The organism is Citrobacter sp. Cs237 (assembly GCF_030332325.1).
GTDB classification, from domain to species: Bacteria; Pseudomonadota; Gammaproteobacteria; order Enterobacterales; family Enterobacteriaceae; genus Citrobacter_A; species Citrobacter_A sedlakii.
On sequence record NZ_JAOWIB010000103.1, the window covers coordinates 61102 to 76380 of the forward strand.

At 55.3% G+C, this 15279-nt stretch carries 15 protein-coding genes; 9 read left to right on the forward strand and 6 right to left on the reverse strand.

Translation table 11 applies throughout. From position 1 onward, the window contains the following. Positions 1–23: 23 nt before the first annotated feature. Positions 24–899 carry a helix-turn-helix transcriptional regulator gene (locus tag OGY07_RS10810; protein WP_060569971.1) on the reverse strand — a complete coding sequence of 292 codons (876 nt, stop codon included), beginning with the start codon at positions 897–899 and terminating at the stop codon, positions 24–26. Between the two features lie 167 nt (positions 900–1066). Between OGY07_RS10810 and OGY07_RS10815 the strand changes: the two genes are divergently transcribed. The 5 genes from OGY07_RS10815 (at position 1067) to OGY07_RS10835 (ending at position 6182) form a co-directional block, all read left to right on the forward strand. Next, positions 1067–2782 carry a solute:sodium symporter family transporter gene (locus OGY07_RS10815; protein ID WP_286600503.1) on the forward strand — a complete coding sequence of 572 codons (1716 nt, stop codon included), beginning with the start codon at positions 1067–1069 and terminating at the stop codon, positions 2780–2782. Continuing rightward, positions 2779–4272 (forward strand): sulfatase-like hydrolase/transferase, encoded by a 1494-nt coding sequence (locus tag OGY07_RS10820; protein ID WP_286600505.1) that lies wholly within the window; start codon positions 2779–2781, stop codon positions 4270–4272. The genes OGY07_RS10815 and OGY07_RS10820 overlap by 4 nt, the downstream gene beginning before the upstream one ends. Positions 4273–4373: 101 nt before the next feature. Next, complete coding sequence (locus tag OGY07_RS10825; RefSeq protein WP_042287198.1) at positions 4374–4721, forward strand: YidH family protein; 348 nt, start codon at positions 4374–4376, stop codon at positions 4719–4721. Next, the gene (locus tag OGY07_RS10830; protein WP_286600509.1) at positions 4711–5073 is read left to right on the forward strand and encodes a DUF202 domain-containing protein; all 363 of its coding nucleotides are present in this window, start codon (positions 4711–4713) and stop codon (positions 5071–5073) included. Before OGY07_RS10825 ends, OGY07_RS10830 begins: the two co-directional genes overlap by 11 nt. Then, positions 5070–6182, forward strand: a complete 1113-nt coding sequence (locus tag OGY07_RS10835; RefSeq protein WP_286600511.1) for an anaerobic sulfatase maturase — start codon at positions 5070–5072, stop codon at positions 6180–6182. The genes OGY07_RS10830 and OGY07_RS10835 overlap by 4 nt, the downstream gene beginning before the upstream one ends. Positions 6183–6234: 52 nt before the next feature. Here OGY07_RS10835 and dsdA read toward each other — a convergent pair whose 3' ends face one another. Together dsdA and dsdX are read right to left on the reverse strand one after the other, a co-directional pair. Further along, the gene (gene dsdA / locus OGY07_RS10840; protein ID WP_060569976.1) at positions 6235–7557 is read right to left on the reverse strand and encodes a D-serine ammonia-lyase; all 1323 of its coding nucleotides are present in this window, start codon (positions 7555–7557) and stop codon (positions 6235–6237) included. 17 nt (positions 7558–7574) lie between these two features. Further along, entirely contained in the window at positions 7575–8912 is a 1338-nt protein-coding gene (gene dsdX, locus OGY07_RS10845; protein WP_042287186.1) for a D-serine transporter DsdX, read from the reverse strand. Between the two features lie 226 nt (positions 8913–9138). Here dsdX and dsdC point away from each other — a divergent pair, with 226 nt between their 5' ends. Next, positions 9139–10068: a DNA-binding transcriptional regulator DsdC gene (gene dsdC, locus OGY07_RS10850; RefSeq protein WP_042287184.1), complete on the forward strand. Its 930-nt coding sequence runs from the start codon at positions 9139–9141 to the stop codon at positions 10066–10068. A 16-nt stretch (positions 10069–10084) separates the two neighbouring features. Here dsdC and emrD read toward each other — a convergent pair whose 3' ends face one another. From emrD to tisB, 3 genes are all read right to left on the reverse strand, one after another. Then, a complete protein-coding gene (emrD, locus tag OGY07_RS10855) occupies positions 10085–11269 on the reverse strand; it encodes a multidrug efflux MFS transporter EmrD (RefSeq protein WP_042287181.1) in 1185 nt (394 codons plus the stop codon). 231 nt (positions 11270–11500) lie between these two features. After that, complete coding sequence (locus OGY07_RS10860; protein WP_060569979.1) at positions 11501–12334, reverse strand: EamA family transporter; 834 nt, start codon at positions 12332–12334, stop codon at positions 11501–11503. Positions 12335–12459: 125 nt separating this feature from the next. Continuing rightward, positions 12460–12549: a type I toxin-antitoxin system toxin TisB gene (gene tisB, locus OGY07_RS10865; RefSeq protein ID WP_042287176.1), complete on the reverse strand. Its 90-nt coding sequence runs from the start codon at positions 12547–12549 to the stop codon at positions 12460–12462. A 524-nt stretch (positions 12550–13073) separates the two neighbouring features. Between tisB and ivbL the strand changes: the two genes are divergently transcribed. The 3 genes from ivbL (at position 13074) to ilvN (ending at position 15266) form a co-directional block, all read left to right on the forward strand. Then, positions 13074–13172 carry an ilvB operon leader peptide IvbL gene (gene ivbL, locus OGY07_RS10870; protein ID WP_042287173.1) on the forward strand — a complete coding sequence of 33 codons (99 nt, stop codon included), beginning with the start codon at positions 13074–13076 and terminating at the stop codon, positions 13170–13172. A 105-nt stretch (positions 13173–13277) separates the two neighbouring features. Beyond that, positions 13278–14972, forward strand: coding sequence for an acetolactate synthase large subunit (gene ilvB, locus OGY07_RS10875; protein ID WP_042287169.1), 1695 nt, complete (start codon positions 13278–13280; stop codon positions 14970–14972). A 3-nt stretch (positions 14973–14975) separates the two neighbouring features. Then, a complete protein-coding gene (gene ilvN, locus OGY07_RS10880) occupies positions 14976–15266 on the forward strand; it encodes an acetolactate synthase small subunit (RefSeq protein WP_012908032.1) in 291 nt (96 codons plus the stop codon). Positions 15267–15279: the final 13 nt, after the last annotated feature.

Genomic DNA, 15279 nt, shown 5'->3' on the forward strand with positions numbered 1-15279 from the left:
CCGGATAGCGCTGTGAATTGCGCTTATCCGGCATACTCATTTTTACGTTTCAGCACTGCCGATGGCGCATAGCCAAATTTCTGTTTAAACGCCTTGCTGAAGTGAAACGAATCAAAAAAGTTGAGCCTGTCCGCCACCTGCCCGACGGTATTTCCCTCTTGCTTTAACAGCGACAACGCCAGTTCCAGCCGGGCATCCAGTACATATTCCTTCGGCGTCTTGCCGGTATAGCGTAAAAAGAGCCGACGTAGCCAGGCTTCGCTACAGGGAAGCGTTGCCGCCATATCAGCGACGCTCCAGCGCTGTTGCAAACTGGCATGGAGAGTGGCAATAAGTTTTTCAATTTGCAGACGTTGCGGATCTTTTTTACCTTCTGCGTCAATAAGACAAATCCACTGATAAATTATTTTGGTGAGAAACGCGACGGCAAGGTTATTTTTGATCGGCTCTGGCGACGTGATTAATTGTGAGACATATTCCAGTTCATTATTATAATCCTCACCCTGATAAATAACGCTTTGTTGACGAACAGGAATATCCATAACGCTGGTGGGCGTAAACTCCATCCAGTATTGTTCCCACAGCAATCCGTCACAATGATAAGACTGAATATCCGTCGGTTTTAAAAAAATGATGCAATTGCCATTAAGTGTAATTTGTTCACCGTCTTTTAAGCGTATTTTTCCGCACCCCTGAACGGTATACACAGCGACCCAGGCGTTGGCGATTAGCGGTTTTTTCTTATCGCGTGGCCAAATAACCCGATACTGTTCATCGGCGAAGGTGTGCCACAGCGATATCAATGAAATGCCGCTGGAGATCACATTTTCATTAATCAACAGCGGAATATTGTACGTCGTTTCGTTTTTTACATGCGAACTTTGCAAATTTCCATTCATTTTAATTTCTCGCCGGAGAATTATGCTCACAACCTGAACATAACAGAAAAGGATCCGTTCAGGGATATGACGTATGTACTTTAAGAAATCTGACTGCCTGAACCGGCCTGTTATTGCTCTTCCCTACACCGAGCGCGCCGGGACATAAACACTAAAAGGGCTAAGAGATGAATACGCTACAAATTTTGAGCTTTGTCGGCTTTACGCTGTTGGTGGCGGCGATCACCTGGTGGAAAGTACGCAAAACGGATACCGGTTCGCAACAGGGATATTTTCTGGCGGGGCGTTCACTCAAAGCGCCGGTTATCGCCGCGTCGTTAATGCTGACCAACCTGTCCACCGAACAGTTGGTGGGCCTTTCTGGCCAGGCGTACAAGAGCGGGATGTCGGTCATGGGATGGGAAGTGACGTCCGCTGTTACCTTAATTTTCCTCGCGCTGATCTTCCTGCCGCGTTATCTCCAGCGCGGCATCGCGACCATTCCTGATTTTCTTGAAGAGCGCTATGACAAAACGACGCGCATTATTATTGACTTCTGCTTTCTGATTGCGACTGGCGTCTGTTTTCTGCCGATCGTGTTGTATTCCGGCGCGCTGGCGTTAAACAGCCTGTTTCATATCAGCGAATCGCTGCAAATATCCCACGGCGCGGCGATCTGGCTGTTGGTTATTTTACTCGGGCTGGCGGGGATTATTTACGCGGTTATCGGCGGTCTGCGGGCAATGGCGGTGGCCGACTCTATCAACGGTATCGGTCTGGTGATTGGCGGTCTGTTAGTGCCCATATTTGGCTTAATGGCCATGGGGCAAGGCAGTTTTTTACAGGGTATTGAACAGCTCACTACCGTGCATGCGGAAAAATTAAACTCCATTGGCGGGGCGAACGATCCGTTGCCCATTGGCGCGGCGTTTACCGGCCTGATTCTGGTAAACACTTTTTACTGGTGCACAAATCAGGGCATTGTGCAGCGCACGCTGGCGTCGAAAAGCCTGGCGGAAGGGCAAAAAGGGGCGTTATTAACAGCCGTACTGAAAATGCTCGACCCGCTGGTGCTGGTATTGCCGGGATTGATTGCGTTTCACCTGTATCAGGATTTACCTAAAGCGGATATGGCGTACCCGACGCTGGTGAATAATGTGTTGCCGGTTCCGCTGGTGGGTTTTTTTGGCGCGGTATTATTTGGTGCGGTGATCAGCACCTTCAACGGTTTTCTTAATAGCGCCAGCACGTTATTCAGCATGGGCATTTATCGCCGCATCATCAACCCGCAGGCGCAACCAGACCAGCTTGTGCGCGTCGGACGTAAATTCGGCTTCTTCATCGCCATTATTTCCGTTCTGGTGGCGCCGTGGATCGCCAACGCGCCGGAAGGGCTTTACAGCTGGATGAAACAGCTTAACGGCATCTATAACGTACCGCTGGTGACGATTATTATCATGGGCTTTTTCTTCCCGCGGATTCCTGCCCTGGCGGCAAAAGTGGCGATGGCGCTGGGAATTGTCAGTTATATCACCATCAACTATCTGGTGAAGTTTGATTTTCACTTCCTCTATGTCCTGGCCTGTACCTTCTGCATCAATGTTTTCGTCATGCTCATCATCGGCGCGATCAAACCGCGCGCCACGCCGTTCAGGTTTCAGGACGCGTTTGCGGTGGACATGCAGCCGTGGAAAAACGCGAAGATCGCCTCCGTTGGCATCCTGTCCGCCATGATTGGCGTCTATTCCGGCCTCGCGCAGTTTGGTGGTTATTCTACCCGCTGGCTGACCATTCTCAGCTACGGCATAACAGCGCTGGTCATTGTTTATTTGATCTACAGCAGTTGGCAGACCCGCCGTTCTGCCGCTGCGACCTGTGTCCCTGACGCTAAGGAAAACGCATGACCCGGCCTAACTTTCTGTTCATCATGACCGACACTCAGGCAACCAATATGGTTGGGTGTTACAGCGGTAAGCCGCTGAACACGCATCATATTGACCAGTTGGCCGCCGAAGGCATCCGCTTCAATTCCGCCTTTACCTGTTCGCCGGTGTGCACGCCCGCCCGCGCGGGACTGTTTACCGGCATCTACGCCAATCAGTCCGGACCGTGGACGAACAATGTCGCGCCGGGGAAAAATATCTCCACGATGGGGCGTTATTTTAAAGACGCTGGTTATCACACCTGTTATATCGGGAAATGGCATCTTGACGGGCACGACTATTTTGGGACTGGCGAATGCCCGCCGGAATGGGACGCTGACTACTGGTACGACGGGGCGAATTACCTGGCGGAACTGAGTGAGAAAGAGATCGCCTTGTGGCGTAACGGCCTGAACAGCATAGACGATTTACAGGCCAACAACATTGATGAGACGTTTACCTGGGCGTATCGCATCAGCAACCGGGCGGTGGATTTTCTTCACCAGCCCGCCCGCGCTGACGAGCCATTTTTGATGGTTGTCTCCTACGACGAACCGCACCATCCGTTTACCTGCCCGGTTGCGTATTTGCAGAAATATCAGGATTTTTATTACGAACTGGGGGCGAAAGCGCGCGATACGCTGGCAAACAAGCCTGAACATCATCGCTTGTGGTCCCAGGCGATGCCCTCGCCGGTGGGCGAAGACGGACGCTATTACCACCCGCTCTACTTCGCCTGCAATGATTTTGTTGACGATCAGATCGGACGGGTCATTAATGCTTTAACGCCGGAGCAACGGGAAAATACCTGGGTGATCTACACGTCCGATCATGGCGAAATGATGGGCGCGCATCGGCTGATCAGTAAAGGGGCGGCGATGTACGATGACATCACGCGCATACCGCTGATCATCCGTTCGCCACAGGGCGAGCGCCGTCAGGTGGATACGCCGGTCAGCCATATCGATCTGCTGCCGACCCTGATGGCGCTGGCGGGTATGGATAAGCCGGATATTCTGCCGGGTGAAAATATTCTGGCCGCGCATTCGCCGCGCGGCGTGATGGTGGAGTTCAACCGCTACGAGATTGAACACGACAGCTTTGGCGGGTTTATTCCGGTGCGCTGCTGGGTGACGGAGGAGTACAAGCTGGTACTTAACCTGTTCACTACTGATGAACTCTATGACCGGAAAAACGATGCGGATGAGTTAAATAACCTGATCGATGACCCCGGTTTCACTGAGGTTCGCAACACGATGCACGATGCGCTACTGGATTATATGGACAAAATCCGCGATCCGTTTCGAACGTACCAGTGGAGTCTGCGCCCGTGGCGCAAAGACGCGCAGCCGCGCTGGATGGGCGCTTTCCGCCCGCGTCCTGAAGACGGTTATTCGCCGGTTGTACGTGATTACGATACCGGTTTGCCCACTCAGGGCGTGAAAGTGGAGGAGAAAAAACAGAAGTTCTGACTACAATGTTTGCTTGCCCAGCCTGCGTTTACGCCTACCCGTAGGCCGAATAAGGTGTCAGCCGCCCCGGCGCCAGGCAATATTGATGAAAAGGAGTCCTGATGAAGATTTCCCGCCTTGGAGAAGCGCCGGACTACCGCTTCTCGCTGGCAAACGAGCGTACATTTCTGGCGTGGATCCGCACCGCGCTGGGTTTTCTGGCGGCAGGCGTCGGTCTCGACCAGCTCGCGCCGGATTTCGCCACGCCGGTGATTCGTGAACTGTTGGCCCTACTGCTGTGCCTGTTTTCGGGCGGTTTGGCGATTTACGGCTATCTTCGCTGGCTGCGTAACGAAAAGGCGATGCGCCTGAAAGAAGATTTACCCTACACGCATAGCTTGCTGATTATCAGCCTGATTTTGATGGTTGTGGCGGCGATCGTCATCGCGCTGGTGCTGTATGCCGGATAGCCGGAAAGCGCGGCGGATTGCCGACCCCGGGTTACAGCCTGAACGCACATCGCTGGCCTGGTTTCGCACACTGCTGGGCTATGGCGCGTTGATGGCGCTGGCGGTCAAACACAACTGGCATCAGGCCGGATTTCTGTTCTGGGTCTCCATCGCGGTGCTGGGGGTGGTCGCGATTATCCTCTGGCGCTACACCCTGAATCGTAACCTGATGGACGTGATGCACCCGGATTTTTCGCAATCCAGAGCAGTGCGTGACAAATTTATGATCTCCCTCGCGGTGTTATCCCTCGCAATACTGTTTGCTGTTACGCACATTCGCCAACTTATTGCCTTTATCGGGAATTTCGCATGACAGGATGTCAGGTCATGGCCAAGCCGGCCAGTTCACGTTGTAACCTTGATTGTCGTTACTGTTTTTATATCGATAAACCCAGCCAGCCAGTGATGGATGACGCCACGCTCACGGCGTTTATCCAGCAACATATTGCTGCGCAGTCGGGGCCGGAGGTGCTGTTTGCCTGGCAGGGCGGCGAACCGACCCTTTGTGGCCTGGATTTTTTCCACCGCGTCGTTGCCTTACAAAAACAGTACGGCGAGGGGAAACAGATCCGCAACGCCTTCCAGACAAATGGCATAGTACTTAATGACGACTGGTGTCGTTTTCTGCATGACAACGGCTGGCTGGTTGGACTGTCGCTGGATGGTCCGGCGGCGCTGCACGACGCGTATCGCGTGAGCCGAAGCGGGCGCCCAACCCATCATAACGTCATCAACGCACTGGAGAAGCTTGTCGCGCATCGCGTCGCGTTCAACCTGTTGGTGGTGGTCAATCGGCTCAACAGCCAGCAGCCAGAGGAAATGTATCGCTATCTTCGTCAGCTCGGCACGCCGTTTTTGCAGTTTATTCCGTTGGTGGAATATGACGAAACCGGCGCGTTGAGCGCAGAGTCCGTCGAGCCGCGGGCGTGGGGGGATTTTTTGAGCCGCGTGTTTGACCTCTGGGTGCGGGAAGATATTGGCCGCGTCTATATCCAGCTTTTCGATTCGACGCTGGGCGTATGGTGCGGCTACCCGTCACAGATGTGTGCGTTAAGTAAAACCTGCGGTCATGCGTTTGCGCTGGAGGCGAATGGCGATCTGTATCAGTGCGACCATTACGTTTATCCGCAGTATCTGTTAGGTAATATTCATCACACGTTATTGAAAGTCATCAATGAGATGCCGCAGGTGGAGGCATTTGGTCGCAGTAAAAACACCACCCTGACCGCAACCTGTCAGCGCTGCGTCTGGCTAAAATTCTGCCATGGCGACTGCCCTAAACATCGGGATGCCTCAGGAAAAAGCCCGCTGTGCGCGGGCTACAGAGCCTTTTTTTCCCATACTGCGCCATATATGCGGGTGATGCGCGACCTCATTAAAAGGCATCGCTCACCGATGGAACTGATGGCGATGCTGCGCTAAGTGGCGGCAGACCGGTTACGCACTGCGCCATCCGGCCTGTTTCAACAGGAAACTAACGCCCTTTCGCAAGGTATTGCGCCATTTCCGCTTCCGGCACCATGCCGCCGCCGGTTGCCCAGACCACATGCGTCGCGCTGGCGAGCTGAGACGGCGTAAAACGGTGCATTCGCGAGTAGTCCGCCGAGGCGCAAACGCGTTGCGGCCCGGCCATACCCGCCAGTGCTGACGGTTCCAGACGGATATTTTCTTCCTGCGCCAGCCAGCCCAGCATGTCGTACATGGTCTGATCGTCGAGGGTATATAGCCCGTCCAGCAGGCGCTCCATGGCCCGGCCAACAAATCCTGAGGCGCGTCCCACGGCCAGCCCGTCAGCGGCGGTCACGTTATCAATCCCAATGTCCTGCACCGAGAGCGCGTCATGCAGGCCGGTATACACGCCGAGCAGCATACACGGCGAATGGGTTGGTTCGGCGAAAAAGCAGTGAACATGGTCGCCGAAGGCCAGTTTAAGACCAAACGCCACCCCGCCAGGACCGCCGCCCACGCCGCACGGCAGATAGACAAACAGCGGATGCGCGGCGTCCACCACCCGCCCCTGTTTTTCAAACTGCGCCTTCAGACGCTGCCCGGCCACCGCATAGCCTAAAAACAACGTGCGCGAGTTTTCATCGTCGATAAAGAAGCAGTTCGGGTCGGCCTCCGCCGCCTTGCGCCCCTGCTCCACCGCCACGCCGTAATCCTCTTCATACTCAACCACGGTAACGCCGTGGCTGCGCAGTTTAGCCTTTTTCCACGCGCGGGCGTCAGCGGACATATGCACGGTGACCTTAAAGCCGATGCGGGCGCTCATAATACCGATCGACAGCCCGAGATTGCCTGTTGAACCTACCGCAATACTGTACTGGCTGAAAAAGGCTTTGAACTCCGGACTGAGAAGCGCGCTGTAATCATCTTCGGTGGTCAACAGACCGGCTTCCAGCGCCAGTTTCTCTGCGTGAGCCAGCACTTCATAAATGCCGCCACGGGCTTTAATGGAGCCGGAGATTGGCAGATGACTGTCTTTTTTGAGCAGGATTTCGCCGCTGATGGCCTGTCCATACTCTTTTTCCAGCCGTTGTTGCATTGCCGGAATCGCCACCACGTCAGATTCAATAATCCCGCCGCTAACAGCGGTTTCCGGAAAGGCTTTCGCGAGATACGGCGCAAAGCGGGCCAGCCGGGCGTGCGCACCTTTTACGTCGGCTTCCGTTAACCCCACATAGGGTAAACCTTCTGCAAGAGAGGTCGTGGCAGGGTTAAACCAGGTGGTTTCTTTCAGCGCCACCAGATCCTCTACCAGGGGATAACGGGTCATGAGTTGTTGAATGTTTTCCATAGTACGTCTCTTTGCATTCAGATGATAAAGGAAAGCAGGAATGTGCAGGCCAGCGCAATGACCGAGGCGATAAATGTCGCGGTCGTATAATATTTGAACGTTTCATTCAGCGTTGCGCCACAATACTGCTTCACCAGCCAGAAGAGGGAATCGGTCACGATCGTGCAGCCAATGGCGCCGGAACCGATGGCAATGGCGATGATCTCAGGACTTACGTTGGGATAGAGCGGCAGCATCGGGGCGACAATCGCCGTTGCCCCCATCATCGCGACGGTGGCGGAACCGACCGCGGCATGAAGAATCAACGCCACCAGCCAGGCCAGCAGGATCGGATGCATATCCATGTTCGAGAGGATCACCGCCAGCGTATCCGCCAGTCCGCTACTTTTAAGGATCGCGTTAAACGCGCCGCCAGCACCGATAATCAGCAGGATATTGGCAATCGAACCGAAGCCGTTTTCGGTGTGGGTCAACATCGTGCCCATGCTCATCTGCTGGCGCAGGCCAAGAATGTAATAAGCCACAAAGACGGCGATGAACATGGCGGTAATTGGGTTGCCGATAAACTCCAGCAGCGTATACAACGTGCTGCCTTTGGCCATGTTTAACTCTGCGACGGTTTTCAGCAGCATCAGGCCAATGGGCAGCAGCACGGTAAACAGCGTTGCGCCTAAAGACGGCAGCGTACTTTCTTCGCGCACCTTAAGGTCGGAAAACTCGGCCGGTACTGCCTTAAACGGCAGGCGGTTGCCGAGAAACTTCAGGAACAGCGGCCCGCCAACCAGCGACGCCATCAACCCTACCAGCAGGCCGTAAACGATCACCGAACCGATATCTGCGCCCAGTTTATTCGCCACAAACAGGGCGGCCGGGTGCGGCGGCACCACGCAGTGGACGGCCATCAGCGCGGTACAAAGCGGAATGGCGAGCTTAAGCAGCGAGGTATTGGTTTTCTTCGCAATAGAGAACGCCAGCGGAATGAGCAGCACCACGCCCACTTCCACAAACAGGGTGATCCCGCAGATCAGCCCCACCAGCACCATAATGACGTCGGCGGAGAGCCAGCGGCAACGCTGGAGCGTCAACCCGATGCGTTCCGCCGCGCCGGAAACTTCCATCATTTTGCCAAGAATGGTGCCAAGCCCGATAACTGCGGCGAGGAAGCCCAGCGTACCGCCGATCCCGCTTTCAACGGCATTGACCATGTCCAGCGGTCCCATGCCCATCATGGTTCCCACGAAGAAGCTGGCGAGCAACAGCGCCAGAAACGGGTGGAATTTGAATTTCACGATGGTCAATACAATTAACACGATGCTTACCAGCAGCGTGCTCACAACCCAGATTTGAGAGTGCATATCTCACCTTGCCCTGTGATTTACCTGCTTCCATTGGACGAAAAAACAGCACGCGCTGACAAACGATATAAATACGCTTTCACATGAACCAGATTGAACCAAACAGGTGATATATGTCGAAAAAAGAGGCGTAATTGCGATCTGATTCACTGTAGTTCATCTTAGTGCTGAATTTTTGCGCGCGATTTTTTACACTTTGTCAGGGATTGTTTTTACTGAGGCATCGATGGAACCTGTTCGCGACGTACGCAACCAGCTACTGAACGGCTGGCAGCTCTCTAAACTCTACACTTTCGAAGTGGCGGCCCGGCATCAGTCGTTTGCCCTGGCGGCCGACGAACTCTCGCTCACGCCGAGCGCCATCAGCCATCGCATTAACCAACTGGAAGAGGAACTGGGGATTCAGCTGTTCGTGCGGTCGCACCGTAAGGTTGAGCTGACCCATGAAGGCAAGCGGGTATTCTGGGCGCTGAAGTCATCACTGGATACGCTGAACCAGGAAATACTCGATATTAAGAATCAGGAACTGTCCGGGACCCTTACCGTCTATTCGCGACCATCCATTGCGCAATGCTGGCTGGTGCCCGCGCTGGGCGACTTTACCCGACGTTATCCCTCCATTTCCCTAACGATCCTGACTGGAAACGACAACGTCAATTTACAGCGGGCCGGGGTTGACCTGGCGATCTACTTCGACGACGCGCCGTCTGCACAGTTGGCGCACCATTTTTTAATGGATGAGGCCATTCTGCCGGTCTGCAGCCCGGACTATGCGCGCCGTTTCGCGTTGGAGGGACGGCTGGCAAATCTGCGTCACTGTACGCTGCTGCACGATCGTCAGGCGTGGAGCAACGATTCGGGAACCGACGAGTGGTACAGCTGGGCGCAGCATTTTGAGGTGAATTTGCCGCAATCGTCAGGGATTGGCTTCGATCGTTCGGATTTAGCGGTGATTGCCGCAATGAATCATATTGGCGTGGCGATGGGGCGTAAGCGGCTGGTGCAGAAACGTCTGGAGAGTGGTGAGCTGGTCGCCCCATTCGGTGAAATGGCCTTAACCTGTCATCAACATTATTACATGACAACGCTGCCCGGCAGGCAGTGGCCGAAAATCGAGGCGTTTATCGGCTGGTTACACGAACAGGCCGGACGCTAAGCCCGGCCTGCCAGGGTTAAATGGCCTGTCCCTGATGCGACAGGCGGGACGCCAGCGGCAACCAGCAAAGTAAAATCAGCAGTCCCATCAAAGACATTAACAGACCGAGACTGCCCTGGCCGGTTTGCGGCAGCATCGCCGAAAGCCAGGCCAGCACGCCGGAGCCGATATTTTGCAGGCCGCCGACCAGCGCGCCCGCCGTCCCGGCGAGAAACGGAAACGGCTCCATTGCGCCGCTGGTCGCCAGCGGGAACAGCATACCTGCGCCAAAGAAAAACAGCGCAGCGGGGATCAACAGCGTCCAGACATTCATCACGCCGAACCAGCCGGGGACCCACATCATCAGTCCCGCCAGCAGACAGCTAATCACTGACTGCCACATCAGTGTGGAAAAGCGCTTATTCGGCCGACCGGCAAACCACGCGCCGAAAAACGCCGCCGGAATCGGCAGGATAAACAGAATGCTGACCACCATGCTGTTCAGGCCGAGTACGGCGCCCATCAGCACGCCGGAACAGGCTTCAAATACCGCAATCCCGGCCAGACCGCCAATCAGCATCAGCAGATAACAGTTAAACGCGCCGTTGCCGAACAGGGTTTTATAGCTGACGATAAGTCGCGTGCGTGGCGCACCCGCCGGGCGCGTTTCCGGCATCCAGCGCGCCATGCTGAAGGTGACGCCCGCGCAAAGCACCAGCAGGAAAACGTAACAGGCGCGCCAGTTCCACATTGTATCCAGCAGGCCGCCGAGCAGGGGAGCCAGCAGCGGGCTGACCAGAATCCCCATATTCAGCAGACTGTTGGCGTGGCGCAGTTGCGTGCCTTCGTACAGGTCACGCGGCAGGGTACGCGCCATCACGCCGCCGACGCCGGTACCCATCCCCTGTAGCGCGCTGGCGGCAATTAATACCGTCAGGCTATGGGTGGTTATGGCAACAAGGGTGGCGAGCATAAAAATGGACATCCCGACGAGGATCACCGGGCGACGGCCCACACGGTCAGACAGGGGACCATAGATCAGTTGCGACACGCCGTAAGTCAGAAGATAGGCCGCCATTACGCTCTGAACGGCCCCTTCCCGGACGTTCAGATCTCGCGCCATATCGGCGATGGCGGGGATATAAATGGTTTGCGCCATCTGACCGACCGCCACAAGTAGTACCAACATCAACAACAAATTGACGCTTCTCTGCCTTTTCATTTCGCTGATTACTTTTCAAAAAGAGAAAAAATAAGAATAAGGTGCTGTGCATTCCCATAAATGCGAGTGAAATCTACCACACAAAACGCAGAAGGCCAGTGAGCAGGCAGGAATGAAAAACAGCTGAACGGCAGGAAATGTAAACAAATAGCGGCAATAAATGTTGCCGGAATGCATCAGGTTACATCGCTGTCGGATAAGGCGTAAGCGCCGCCACGCGACTGTCACGCCTCACGACAGACGCAGTAAAATCGCCCCGGCGGCAATGCCTCCGGCGGCTACCAGCCGCAGTCCGGCGACTCGCTCTTTCAGCAGAAGCCAGGCGATCAGCGCGCCAAACAGAATGGAGGTTTCCCGCAGCGCGGCGACCACCGCCAGCGGCGCCTGGGTCATTGCCCACAGCGCCAGGCCATAGGAGCCCATGGTGCCGATACCGCCAAAAATCCCTTTTTTCCAGTGCTGTGCCAGATAGCGCGACGCTTCGCGACGCCGGGCAAGCATTGCCCAGCCGAGCAGACACGAACCGTTGAGGAAAAAGGTCCACAGCGTATAGCCCAGCGCGGTTTCCGACAGCCTGACGCCGGTACCGTCTACCAGCGTGTATCCGGCAATGAAACAGGCGTTAATCAGTGCGAGCACAATACCCTGCTGCGAACTGGCGCGACCGTTAAAAGCCATGCCGAGGATTGCCAGGCAGATCACCGCAATGCCCGTCCACGCCAGTGACGACAGACTGTCCCCCAGAAACAACACGCTGATAACCGCGACCAGTAACGGCGCAGTGCCGCGCATCAGCGGGTAGGTTTGGCTCATGTCCGAAACCTGATACGTCCGCGCGACCAGCACGGTGTAAATGACCTGCAGGGCGGTTGAAGCGGCTAAAAACGGGATGCTGGCGCTTGAGGGCTGCGGCGCGAAAGGCAGGAAGATTAACGCCATGATGGCGGCCGATCCGCTGACGCTGATAGCGGCATACAGCTTATCGTTTCCGGCTTTCACAATGGCGTTCCAGCTGGCATGCAGCAGTGCGGCGAACAGCAAAATACAGAAAACGGAAAGGGTCATGGCTCAGGCATCGTCAGGGAGTGTCATAAAAACGTAACATAACCAGCGGACGCACGCATCCGGGGAAAGCGCCATGTGAAAGGGGAGCGGTTGCCCGCTCCCCTTTGGTGCGACTTGAATCTGAATTACTTGTAATATTTCAGAACGGCATCAAGCAGTTGCATAACTGCAACAATGAGTTTCAGGATAAGAATGGTGATATCCACGAGGCTCATACGCGTCTCCTTATGGTAAAAGGAGCACGGTGCTGACGTGCCTTTCCGCCGCCTGTTGCCAGCACCTTCGTTGACATAACACAGTGTGCTCTCTGGGGGGGTTAAGGCGCTGACGGCACCACCCGTTTCAGCCAGGACTTCATTGCGCCGGTTAACGATGCGGCCCCACCTGACACACTGTGTACTGAGTTATTATAGATAAATACTGTATGGATGAACAGTAATTTATGGACAGATTTAATCTTCTGATCCATACTCAAAAACGTCAAAATTCGCGCCGAAATTGCGTGTTCCTCACAGAACGCGTATACTTTTGCTGTTGACATAACACAGTGTGCTTTGCGGTCACCAACCGCATTACGCTGAAAAAACCTCGCTCCGGCGGGGTTTTTTGTTTTTAGCGTTTTTTTCCCTGAAACGTGATCGTTGACGCATTTTCAAGCAGATGAAATTTTTTCCATTGTCTCGCTTAAAAAGCTGTGCTTGTATAAATCCAGTTAATGAATAAACAGACAAGGCCCCTAATGACCCCTTTCATGCTGACTGCGACCCTACTAAACACTGCGCCATCTCGCGCAGCGGTCGTCGTGCGTGTGGTGGTGGTCGTCGGCAATGCGCCGTAGGGTCCGGAACAACACACGATTCCAAAACCCCGCCGGCGCAAACCGGGCGGGGTTTTTCGTTTAGAGACCTGCCCGGCGCCCCGGCCAAGAAAAAAGGACTGGAGCATGGCAAGTTCGGGCACAACAGCAACATCCACGCGTAAGCGCTTTACCGGCGCGGAATTTATCGTTCATTTTCTGGAGCGACAGGGTATTCAGATTGTCACCGGTATTCCCGGCGGGTCGATACTCCCCGTCTACGACGCCTTAAGCCAGAGCACGCAAATTCGTCATATTCTGGCGCGTCATGAGCAAGGGGCGGGTTTTATCGCCCAGGGCATGGCGCGTACCGACGGCAAACCCGCCGTTTGTATGGCCTGTAGCGGGCCTGGCGCAACCAACCTGGTGACCGCTATCGCCGATGCGCGTCTGGACTCTATCCCGCTGGTTTGCATCACCGGCCAGGTTCCGGCGTCGATGATTGGCACCGACGCCTTCCAGGAAGTCGACACCTACGGCATTTCTATCCCCATCACAAAACACAACTATCTGGTCAGACATATCGATGAATTACCGCAGGTGATGAGCGACGCCTTTCGCCTTGCTCAGTCAGGTCGTCCTGGCCCGGTGTGGATAGACATACCTAAGGACGTCCAGACCGCAGTTTTTGAGATCGACGCGATGCCCGCTCCGGCGGAGAAAATGGCGGCGCCAGCCTTTAGCGAGCAGAGCGTGCGCGACGCGGCGGCAATGATTAACGCGGCGAAGCGTCCGGTGCTGTATCTCGGCGGCGGCGTGATTAACGCCCCCGAGCGGGTACGCCAACTGGCGGAAAAAGCGCAGTTGCCGACCACCATGACGCTGATGGCGCTGGGCATGTTGCCGAAGGCGCATCCGTTGTCGCTGGGTATGCTGGGGATGCACGGCGCGCGCAGTACCAACTACATCCTGCAGGAGGCCGATCTGCTGGTGGTGCTGGGCGCGCGTTTTGATGACCGGGCGATTGGCAAAACCGAACAGTTCTGCCCGAACGCCAGAATTATTCACGTGGATATCGACCGCGCCGAGCTGGGCAAAATCAAGCAGCCGCACGTGGCTATTCAGGCGGACGTGGACGAGGTACTGACACAGTTAATTCCGCAGATTGAGGCGCAGCCGCGCACGGAGTGGCATCAGCTGGTGCGCGATCTGCAGCGCGAGTTCCCGTGTACCATTCCGCAGGAAAGCGATCCGCTCAGCCACTACGGGTTGATTAACGCCGTAGCCGCCTGCGTGGATGACAACGCGATTATTACCACCGATGTGGGGCAGCACCAGATGTGGGCGGCGCAGGCGTATCCGCTGAACCGTCCGCGCCAGTGGCTGACCTCCGGCGGTCTGGGCACCATGGGCTTTGGCCTGCCCGCGGCGATTGGCGCGGCGCTGGCGAACCCGGACAAAAAAGTGCTGTGCTTCTCCGGCGACGGTAGCCTGATGATGAACATTCAGGAGATGGCGACCGCCAGCGAAAACCAACTGGATGTGAAAATCATCCTGATGAATAACGAAGCGCTGGGGCTGGTGCATCAGCAGCAGAGCCTGTTTTACAAGCAGGGTGTGTTTGCCGCCACTTATCCGGGAATGATTAACTTTATGCAGATTGCCGCCGGGTTTGGTCTGGAAACCTGCGATTTAAATAACGAAGCCGACCCGCAGGCGGCGCTGCAGGCGATTATCAGCCGTCCGGGTCCGGCGCTGATCCACGTGCGTATTGATGCAGAAGAAAAAGTGTATCCGATGGTACCGCCGGGCGCGGCCAATACTGAGATGGTGGGGGAATAAGCCATGCAGAAACAATCACATGAAAACGTTATTCTGGAACTCACCGTCCGTAACCACCCCGGCGTCATGACGCACGTCTGTGGGTTGTTCGCCCGTCGCGCGTTTAACGTGGAAGGGATCCTCTGCCTGCCGATTCAGGGCAGCGACCAAAGCCGCATCTGGCTACTGGTGAACGATGATCAACGTCTTGAGCAGATGATCGCCCAGATCGACAAGCTAGAAGATGTGGCGAAAGTGGTGCGCAACCAGTCCGATCCCACCATGTTTAACAAAATTGCGGTATTCTTCGAATAAATCGCTCATTGCT